10 protein-coding genes are annotated in these 8,358 nt (G+C 71.6%); 7 read left to right on the top strand and 3 right to left on the bottom strand.

What is annotated here, in order from left to right:
• Window positions 1–336, bottom strand: a 336-nt coding sequence (locus BGO22_RS15955) for a TetR/AcrR family transcriptional regulator (RefSeq protein WP_286851686.1), incomplete at its 3' end; no start/stop codon positions are given.
• 34 nt (window positions 337–370) lie between these two features.
• On the opposite strand from BGO22_RS15955, the gene BGO22_RS15950 reads away from it, so the two are divergent.
• Window positions 371–742 carry a TfoX/Sxy family protein gene (locus BGO22_RS15950; RefSeq protein ID WP_204744068.1) on the top strand — a complete coding sequence of 124 codons (372 nt, stop codon included), beginning with the start codon at window positions 371–373 and terminating at the stop codon, window positions 740–742.
• On the opposite strand, the gene BGO22_RS15945 is transcribed toward BGO22_RS15950, so the two are convergent.
• On the bottom strand, window positions 728–1,189 hold the full coding sequence (locus tag BGO22_RS15945) for a DUF2917 domain-containing protein (RefSeq protein ID WP_070400342.1): 462 nt from the start codon (window positions 1,187–1,189) through the stop codon (window positions 728–730). The two genes, BGO22_RS15950 and BGO22_RS15945, sit on opposite strands and share 15 nt — an antisense overlap.
• 115 nt (window positions 1,190–1,304) lie before the next feature.
• On the opposite strand from BGO22_RS15945, the gene BGO22_RS15940 reads away from it, so the two are divergent.
• Window positions 1,305–2,330: a LysR substrate-binding domain-containing protein gene (locus tag BGO22_RS15940; protein ID WP_070400343.1), complete on the top strand. Its 1,026-nt coding sequence runs from the start codon at window positions 1,305–1,307 to the stop codon at window positions 2,328–2,330.
• A 78-nt stretch (window positions 2,331–2,408) separates the two neighbouring features.
• Window positions 2,409–3,317, top strand: coding sequence for a DMT family transporter (locus tag BGO22_RS15935; protein WP_286851683.1), 909 nt, complete (start codon window positions 2,409–2,411; stop codon window positions 3,315–3,317).
• A 6-nt stretch (window positions 3,318–3,323) separates the two neighbouring features.
• Here BGO22_RS15935 and BGO22_RS15930 read toward each other — a convergent pair whose 3' ends face one another.
• Complete coding sequence (locus tag BGO22_RS15930; RefSeq protein ID WP_286851681.1) at window positions 3,324–3,974, bottom strand: 5-formyltetrahydrofolate cyclo-ligase; 651 nt, start codon at window positions 3,972–3,974, stop codon at window positions 3,324–3,326.
• Window positions 3,975–4,025: 51 nt separating this feature from the next.
• Between BGO22_RS15930 and BGO22_RS15925 the strand changes: the two genes are divergently transcribed.
• The 4 genes from BGO22_RS15925 to BGO22_RS15910 all read left to right on the top strand — a co-directional run bounded on the left by BGO22_RS15925 (window position 4,026) and on the right by BGO22_RS15910 (window position 8,229).
• Window positions 4,026–6,026, top strand: coding sequence for a lytic transglycosylase domain-containing protein (locus BGO22_RS15925; RefSeq protein WP_502686473.1), 2,001 nt, complete (start codon window positions 4,026–4,028; stop codon window positions 6,024–6,026).
• Window positions 6,027–6,052: 26 nt separating this feature from the next.
• Window positions 6,053–7,006, top strand: coding sequence for a complex I NDUFA9 subunit family protein (locus tag BGO22_RS15920; protein WP_286851678.1), 954 nt, complete (start codon window positions 6,053–6,055; stop codon window positions 7,004–7,006).
• 102 nt (window positions 7,007–7,108) lie between these two features.
• Window positions 7,109–7,420: a metal-sensitive transcriptional regulator gene (locus BGO22_RS15915; protein ID WP_070400346.1), complete on the top strand. Its 312-nt coding sequence runs from the start codon at window positions 7,109–7,111 to the stop codon at window positions 7,418–7,420.
• 110 nt (window positions 7,421–7,530) lie between these two features.
• Complete coding sequence (locus tag BGO22_RS15910; protein WP_070400347.1) at window positions 7,531–8,229, top strand: glutathione S-transferase family protein; 699 nt, start codon at window positions 7,531–7,533, stop codon at window positions 8,227–8,229.
• The last annotated feature ends 129 nt before the right edge of the window (window positions 8,230–8,358 follow it).

The following is an 8,358-nucleotide window of genomic DNA, read 5'->3' as shown; positions in this document are numbered from 1 at the left end:
GGCCGCGTGGCGCGTGGCGCTGGTTTCGTACTCGGCCAGGAAGGCGCGCACCAGCTCGCTCAGCGCGTCGCGCTCGGACAGGTTCTTGCGCTGGGCCCTGCCCTCGGCCTCGCCGATGAGGGCCAGCAGGCGCTGGGTGTAACGGTCCAGCAGGTCGAACAGGATCGCTTCTTTGCTCTCGTAGTAGTGGTACAGCCGCGCCTTGCTGGTGCCGCAGGCCTTGGCGATGTCGTTCATGCTGGCGGCCGGAAAGCTCTGGCGCGCGAAGCACTGGGCGGCGACGTCGAGGATTTCGTCGCGTTTGAGGTCATGGGTAGCGGACTTGGGGCGAGCCATGTCAGGATTCTGCCTTCCGCCTTTTCATCCGCCCATGCCCGCCGCCTCCGATCCCTTCGTCGAACACGTCTGCGAACTGCTGTCGCCGCTGGGCCCCGTGGTGGCCCGGCGCATGTTCGGGGGCTGGGGTGTGTCGGTGGACGGCATGAACGTGGGCCTGGTGGCCTGGAACACGCTGTACCTGAAAGGCAATGCCGAGACCGAGCCGCGCTGGCTGGCGGCGGGCTGCCAGCCCTTCGTCTACGAGGCCAAAGGCAAGCCCATGCGGCTGAACTACTTCACGGCGCCCGAGGAGGCGATGGAATCGCCCGCCCTCATGCAGCCCTGGGCGCGACTGGCGCTGCAGGCCGCGGTGGCCGCGCGCGCGCCGCGCAAGAAGGCCGCCGCGCGATCAAGGCGGGTTTGACTCGAAACGCGAGAGCACACGGCCGCGGCCGGCGACGAGGAACTCGGTGTAGCCCAGCACGCCGCGCAGCAGCCGGCCGAAGGCCAGCGCGGCCTGGCCCAGCGCGAGCGCGAGTTCGCGCGAGGGCTTGACCACGTCGCGCGAGAAGCGCTGCGGGCGGGCCTCGGCCTGCGGCAGCACGCTCCAGTCGAAGCGCAGGGCGTCGCCGCGGGTCCAGGGCTCCATCACCAGGTGGGCGCCGGCCGGCACGAGCAGCGATTCGCCGGCGCAGACGCGGTGGTCACCGAGGCCGTCGGGCTGGTGCGGCAGGTTCAGCGTGACCCAGGCGCGCCCGGCGGTGATGAGCAGGCGGCTGTCTTCGGCGGGGCGCAGGCTGATGGCCCGGTGGGCGCCCACAGCGAAGCCGGGACGCTGCGAGGTTGATGCCGATTCGGAACGGGTTTCCATGGGGTTTCTCCATGCGCCAGGGGGTATTGGCGCGGATGTGATCCTCGGGCCTGGAGCGCAACACGTCCAATGAAAGCCGGCTAAGCTATTGATTCGTCCACCGCATCAATCGGTCATGAGCCTGACGCCCCGCCACCCCCGAACCCGCCCCATCGGCATGGGGCACCTGCGCGCCTTCGAGGCGGTCGCGCGGCACCTGAACTTCCGCGCCGCGGCGGAGGAGCTGTCGCTCACGCAAAGCGCGGTGAGCCGGCAGATCCAGTCGCTGGAGGACGAGGTGGGCACCTCGCTGTTCCTGCGCCACACGCGCGCGGTGGAACTCACCAGCGCGGGCGGCATGCTGCTGCGCGCCGCCTCCAGCGCGCTGGAACGCGTGGACCACACGGTGCGCCACATCCGCCAGAACGCCGGTCGCAAGAGCGTGGCCATCACCACCTGGGCCTCGTTCGCCTCGATGTGGCTGATCCCGCGCCTGGAGGCCTTCCAGCGCGACCACCCCGACATCGACATCCGCATCGACGCCACCGACGCCGCGGTCGACCTGGCCACCGCGGACGTCGACATGGCGCTGCGCTACGCCGTGCCGCAGGCCGTGCCGCCGGGCGCGGTGCGCCTGTTCGGCGAAAAACTCACGCCCGTGGCCAGCCCCTGGCTGCTGCAGAGCCACCCCATCCAGCGCATCGAGGACCTGGCCGGCTGTTCGCTCATCGAGGCCGGCGACGCGCACCGCACGCGCCACCTGGAATGGCTCACCTGGCAGCGCTGGCTGGACCACTTCGCCGGCCCCGAGCCCGCGCCGCGCGGGCGCAAGGGGGCCAGCAGCAAGCCGCGCCTGAACCCGCAGCGCTGGCTGTACTTCAACTACGCGCAGCAGATCGTGCAGGCGGCCATCATCGGCCAGGGCGTGGCCTTGGCGCGCCTGCCGCTGGTGGCCGAAAGCCTGGCCAGCGGCGCACTGGTGGAGCCGCTGCCGCACACGCGCATCGACTCACCGCTGGTGTACTGGCTGGTGCTGGCGCCGCGCAGCGAGCAACGACCCGAGGTGAAGGCCTTCGCCGACTGGCTGCTGGGCCAGGCCGCCGCCACGCGCAACGCCATCGGCGACGTGCCGGACCCCGACACCGTCGATCAGATTGACTAACCCCCGCGCCGCCTTCGGCCTCCCCCATGGGGCGGCGCCTGCGGCCCCCTCGGACTCAACGCTTCTTCGCGCCAACACATGTCCCCACCCAGTAGCGGCAACCTCCGCAGCATCGTCGCCATGCTCATCGCCGTGGGCTTCTTCGCGCTCATGGACGCGGTGCTCAAGACCCTGTCAGCGCGCTACCCGGCGCTGCAGATCGCCGCGCTGCGCGGCCTGACCGCGCTGCCGCTGGTGCTGGCCTATATCGCCTGGCGCGGCACCTGGCACACGGTGCTGCGCGCGCGCTGGCCGCTGCACGCGCTGCGCGGCGTGCTGGGCATCGTCATGCTCACGCTGTTCACGCTGGGCGTGCGCACGCTGCCACTGTCGGCCGCGTACACCCTGTTCTTCATCGCCCCGCTGCTGATCACCGCGCTATCGGTGCCGGTCCTCAAGGAGCGCGTGCCGCCCGCGCACTGGTGGGCCATCGCGGTGGGCTTCGGTGGCGTGCTCATCGCCCTGCGGCCCAGCGGCAGCGACCTGCAGGCTGGCCTGGCCACCGCGGGTGGGCTGGCCATCCTGGGCGCGGCGTTGTGCTACGCCGTGGCCGCGGTGGCGGGCCGCCTGGCCAGCCGCAGCGACAGCAGCGAATCGCTGATCCTCACCATGATGCTGTCCATGGCGGTGGGCGCGGGCCTGCTCGCGCTGCCGAACTGGCTGCCGATCGCGCGCGCCGATCTGCCGCTGCTGCTGGCGCTGGCCATCACGGGGTTTTGCGGCCAGCTCGCCATCACCGAGGCCTTCCGCCACGGCCAGGCCTCCATCGTGGCGCCCTTCGAGTACAGCGCGCTCGCCTGGGGGCTGGGACTGGACTGGCTGATCTGGCAGACGCTACCGGGCGCGCACACCTGGCTGGGCGCGGCCATCGTGGTGGGCAGCGGCATCTACCTGGTCCGCCACGAGCGCCGCATCACCGAGGCGCACGCCACGGCCGAGCACCCCTGAGACCTCTCAGTTCACCGGCCAGGCCACGCCGGTGTCGCACAGCACGGCGTCCAGCGGCACGTCGTGCGGCTCGGGCCGCAGCATGGGCAGGAAGGCGAAGTCATAGCCCAACCCCACCGTGAACGGCCGGGGCCGCAAGGTGGCCAGCGTGCGGTCGTAGAAACCGCCGCCGTAGCCCAGGCGGTAGCCGCCCGGGCCGTACCCCACGCAGGGCACGAAGATCAGCGTGGGATGGACGATTTCGGTGTCCTTGGGCTTGGGGATGCCGTAGGCGTCCTCTTCCATGGGGCAGCCGGGGTACCAGGTGTAGAAGGTCAGCGTCTTGTCGATCTTGTTCACCACCGGCAGGGCGATGCGGCGGTGCCGCTGCTGGCCCTGCGCGTCCTCTTCGAGCCCCGCTTCCTGCCAGCGAAACAGCGCGGGCAGCGGATCGAACTCGCCCTTGATGGGCCAGTAGGCGCCGATGACGCTGTCGGGCCGGTTCACCAGCCACACGCGCATCACCCGCTGCAACTGGTCGTTTCGCCACAGGCGGTCGCCGAGGCGCTGGCGCTTGTCCACCAGCGCCTTGCGCCACCGCGCCTTCTGCTCGCCGGGCGTGCCGCCGGCCGTCTTGTTCACGGGCGGTAGGGAACTCTGGCCGTCGTTGCTGTCCATAATCGGCTGGTGGTCACGAAGGTCGATATGCAGGGATTTCGCAAGCGCTGGATGGCGCGTTTCGCGGCCCGCCCCATTCCGGGGGCGCGGCTCATTATGGCGGCGCTGCTGCTGCCTTCCATGGCCTGGGCGCAGAACGCCGCGTCCGACCAGACCCTGCTCGCCATGAGCGAGGCCTACCGCCGCGGCCAGTCCGGCGAACTCACGCGCCTGCTGCCCAGCGCGCGCGGCCATGTGCTGGAGCCGCTGGCGCGCTACTGGGAAATGCGCGTGCGGCTGGACAGCGCGCCCGCCCCCGAGATCCGCGCCGCGCTCGACGCCATGGCCGGCACCTACTGGGAGGACCGGCTGCGCAACGACTGGCTGCTGCAGCTCGGCAAGGCGCGCGACTGGGCGCGCTTCGAGACCGAGCGCCCACTGTTCCGCATGAACGACGACCGCCAGGTCACCTGCTACACGGTCATGCTGGACGCCGCCGGCAGCCGGCTGCCGCCCGAGGTGGCGGCCGAGCGCGTGCGCGAGCTCTGGCTGGCACAGCGCGACGCCGAGGACGGCTGCGCCACCGCCGCGCAGGCCCTGCTGGCCAGCGGCCACCTGCGGCCCGCCGTGGCCTGGCAGCGCGCGCGGCTCATGATGGAAGTCGGCCGCGGCCGCGCGGCCAGCCAGGCCGTGGGCCTGGTGCGGCCCGAGGCCGTGCCCACGGTGGACGCCGTCGCGGCCAACCCGGCGAAATACCTCGACGACAAGATCACCGCGATCCGCCCGCGCACCAAGGAGCTGGTCACGCTGGCCATCATCCGCCTGGCCTCGCAGGACCCGGCGGCCGCGGCCAGCGAACTCGACAGCCTGAAGTGGCGCGCCCAGCTCACGGCCGAGGAGCGCGGCTGGCTCTGGGGCGTGATCGGCAAGCGCAGCGCGCAGCGCCTGCAGGCCGAGGCGCTGGGCTACTTCGCGCGCGGCGAGCTGCGCTTCATGACCGACGACCACCTGGCCTGGATGGCGCGCGCCGGCCTGCGCCTGGGCCGCTGGGACGCGGTGCGCGACGCCATCTACGCCATGAGCCCCGCACAGCGCGGCGAAACCGGCTGGACCTATTGGCGCGCGCGCACCATCGAGGCCCTGCAGGACCCCGACGCCGGCGTGGCGCGCGCCCAGGCGCGCGAGATCTACGAGACCATCGCCTCGCCGCGCGACTTCCACGGCATGCTGGCCATGGAGTCGCTGGGCCTGCCCATCGTGGCGCCCGCGCCGCCCGAGCCCCTGACGGCCGAGGAGCGCCGCGCCGCCGAACAGAACCCTGGCCTGCGCCGCGCGCTCGCCGCCATCCGCCTGGGCCTGCGCGGCGAAGGGGTGCGCGAGTGGAACTACCAGATCGCGCTGCACGCGCCCGGCGGCATGGGCGACCGCGAGCTGCTCGCCGCCGCCGACCTGGCCTGCCGCGAACAGCTGTGGGACCGCTGCATCAACACCAGCCAGCGCACCCGCGAGGCCATCGACATGCAGCAGCGCTTTCCCACGCCGCACCGCGAGCAGGTGGTGGCCCGCACGCGCGACATCGGCCTGGACCCGGCCTACGTGTATGGGCTGATCCGCCAGGAAAGCCGCTTCGTGGTGGAGGCACGCTCGCAGGTGGGCGCCTCGGGCCTGATGCAGGTGATGCCGGCCACCGCGCGCTGGACGGCCCGCAAGATCGGCCTGTCCAACTTCCAGCCGCAGCAGATCGGCGAGCGCGACACCAACATCCAGATCGGCACCGCCTACCTCAAGTTCGCGCTCGACGACTTCGAGGGCTCGATGCCGCTGGCCGCGGCCGCCTACAACGCCGGCCCCGGCCGTGCGCGCGCCTGGCGCAACGGCCCCGTGCTGCCCGGCGAGATCTGGGCCGAGAACATCCCCTTCGAGGAAACGCGCGACTACGTGCAGCGCGTGCTCACCAACACCGTCAACTACGCCGCGCTCATGAGCGGCGCGCCGCAGTCGCTGCGCCAGCGGCTGGGCACCGTCGGGCCGCGCAGCGTGGCGGCACCGGCGGAGAACACCGAGTTGCCCTAAGGAGCCATCGCCCCAGGAGGTGCGTCATGAAGAAGGTCCTCGTGCTCGGCGGCACCGGCTTTGTCGGCCGCCACGTCTGCGAGAAGCTGCAGCGGCGCGGCTGGCACATCACGGTGCCCACGCGCCAGCCGGCCAAGGCCGCCGCCGTGCTGCCCCTGCCGCGCGTGACGGTGGTCGAGGCCGACGTGCACGACACGCGCCAGCTGCTGCGCCTCATGGAGGGGCAGCACGCGGTGGTCAATCTGGTGGCCATCCTGCACGGCGACGAGGCCGCCTTCGAACGCGTGCACGTGGAATTGCCACTGGCCATCGCCGAGGCCTGCCTGGCCGACGCGGCCTGCCGCCTGGTGCACATCAGCGCGCTCGGCGCTTCGGTCGATGGCCCCTCCATGTACCAGCGCAGCAAGGCGCGCGGCGAAGAGGTGCTGCGCGCCTCGGGCCTGGCCCTCACCCTGCTGCGCCCCAGCGTCATCTTCGGGCGCGGCGACCGCTTCCTCAACCTGTTCGCGCGGCTGCAGCGCTTCTCCCCCGTGGTGCCGCTGGCCGGCGCCGACGCGCGCCTGCAGCCGGTGTGGGTGGAAGACGTGGCCGAGGCGGTCGCGGCCTGCCTGGGCGACGACGCCCGGGGGCGCGCCAGCATCGGCCGCACCATCGAGTGCGCCGGACCGGAGGTGCTGGAGCTGGGCGAACTGGTGCGGCTCGCCGGCCGGCTGGGCAGCACCCAGCGTCCCGTGGTTCCGCTGCCGCTGGCCGTCGGCCGCTGGCAAGCCGCCCTGCTGGAGCTGTTGCCCGGCGAGCCGCTCATGAGCCGCGACAACGTGGCCTCGCTGTCGGTGCCCAACGTGGCCAGCGGCGCGCTGCCGGGCCTGGACAGCCTGGGCATCGCGCCCGCCAGCGTGCACGCCATCGCGCCCACCTACCTGGGCGAGCGCAACCCGCGCAGCCAGCTACTGCATTTGCGGCAGCAGGCGCGACGTTGATCGCTTCATCATCGCAATCGCGTCCATCGAACGGTACGGGGGTGGTGTTTCGGGGCACACTCGCGCCTCCGCAAATGAGTACCTTTCACTGATAGGTGGACCATGACCCAGTACGACGGTTTTTCGCCCCCCTCCCGCCACGCCAGCCAACCGCGCAGCGAAAACCAGCGCGATGTGGTCAATCGGCTCAAGCGCATCGAGGGGCAGATCCGCGGTCTCATCGACATGGTGCAGACCGAGCGCTCCTGCGAAGAGGTGGCCCAGCAGATGTCGGCCGCGCGCAAGGCGATGGACAAGGCCTTCTACCGCATGATGGCCTGCTCCCTGATGACCGCCGTTTCCGAGTCCGCGGGTGAAGGTTCGGCCATGCGCGACGTGGAGCGCTCCACGCGCATCCTCGAAAAATACGCCTGACCGCGGCGCACCCAGGCATTCATGACGGGCCCGCATCCATCGGGCCCGTTTTTCGCATCGATTCGGCCGCCGGGGGCGCCTAGCATGCGGGCTTCTCACGGAGCCCGTCCATGCCCCTGCAACTGTTCATCGGCAACAAAAATTACTCGTCCTGGTCCATGCGTCCCTGGGTGCTCATGCGCCAGGCCGGCATCCCGTTCGAGGAAGTCCTCATCCGCTTCGACTCCTTCGAAGCCGACTCCGTCTTTAAACAGCGCGTGAAGGCCGTCAACCCGCTCGGCAAGGTGCCCGCGCTGGTCGACGACGGCTTCGCCATCTGGGACTCGCTGGCGATCGCCGAGTACCTGGCCGAGCGCTTCCCCGACCAGTCGCTCTGGCCCACCGACGCCCGCCAGCGCGCCCGCGCGCGCAGCGTCTGCGCGGAAATGCACAGCGGCTTCTCGGCCCTGCGCAACCACTGCCCCATGAACATCGAGGCCTCGCTGCCCGAGACCGGCGCCCTGCTCTGGCGCGACCAGGCCGGCCTGCGCGCCGACGTCGCGCGCCTGGAGGCCATGTGGGGCGAGCTGCTCGCCGCCCAGCCCGGCGACGGCCTGCTGTTCGGCGCCTTCAGCATCGCCGACGCCTTCTTCGCGCCCGTGTGCACGCGCATCCGCACCTACGCCCTTCCGGTGTCGGACGTGGTGCGCGCCTACGTCGACCGCGTGCTCGCCCTGCCCGGCGTGACGGCCTGGGTGGACGGCGCCCTGAAAGAGCGCGACTTCATCGATTTCGACGAGCCCTACCGCCTGCGCCCGGCCGCACGCTGACGCCCACGGCCGGGCCCCGCGCGGGACCGGCCCGAACCGGCCACCTACACTCGCGCCCATGCAGATCTATCTGGTGGGCGGCGCGGTGCGCGACGCGCTCATGGCGCGCGAACTCGGGCTGCCGGCGCC

The sequence above is a fragment of the Hydrogenophaga sp. 70-12 genome (genome assembly GCF_001897365.1).
Lineage (GTDB): Bacteria > Pseudomonadota > Gammaproteobacteria > Burkholderiales > Burkholderiaceae_C > Hydrogenophaga > Hydrogenophaga borbori.
This window is presented reverse-complemented; position numbering and strand designations above follow the sequence as displayed.

What these genes read in the sequence shown, in the direction of transcription:
- BGO22_RS15920 (WP_286851678.1), top strand. Translation starts at nt 6,053, where the DNA reads ATGAAGAAGGTCCTCGTGCTCGGCGGCACCGGCTTTGTCGGCCGCCAC.
- BGO22_RS15940 (WP_070400343.1), top strand. Translation starts at nt 1,305, where the DNA reads ATGAGCCTGACGCCCCGCCACCCCCGAACCCGCCCCATCGGCATGGGG.
- BGO22_RS15935 (WP_286851683.1), top strand. Translation starts at nt 2,409, where the DNA reads ATGTCCCCACCCAGTAGCGGCAACCTCCGCAGCATCGTCGCCATGCTC.
- BGO22_RS15925 (WP_502686473.1), top strand. Translation starts at nt 4,026, where the DNA reads ATGGCGCGTTTCGCGGCCCGCCCCATTCCGGGGGCGCGGCTCATTATG.
- BGO22_RS15950 (WP_204744068.1), top strand. Translation starts at nt 371, where the DNA reads ATGCCCGCCGCCTCCGATCCCTTCGTCGAACACGTCTGCGAACTGCTG.
- BGO22_RS15945 (WP_070400342.1), bottom strand. Translation starts at nt 1,189, where the DNA reads ATGGAAACCCGTTCCGAATCGGCATCAACCTCGCAGCGTCCCGGCTTC.
- BGO22_RS15915 (WP_070400346.1), top strand. Translation starts at nt 7,109, where the DNA reads ATGACCCAGTACGACGGTTTTTCGCCCCCCTCCCGCCACGCCAGCCAA.
- BGO22_RS15910 (WP_070400347.1), top strand. Translation starts at nt 7,531, where the DNA reads ATGCCCCTGCAACTGTTCATCGGCAACAAAAATTACTCGTCCTGGTCC.
- BGO22_RS15930 (WP_286851681.1), bottom strand. Translation starts at nt 3,974, where the DNA reads ATGGACAGCAACGACGGCCAGAGTTCCCTACCGCCCGTGAACAAGACG.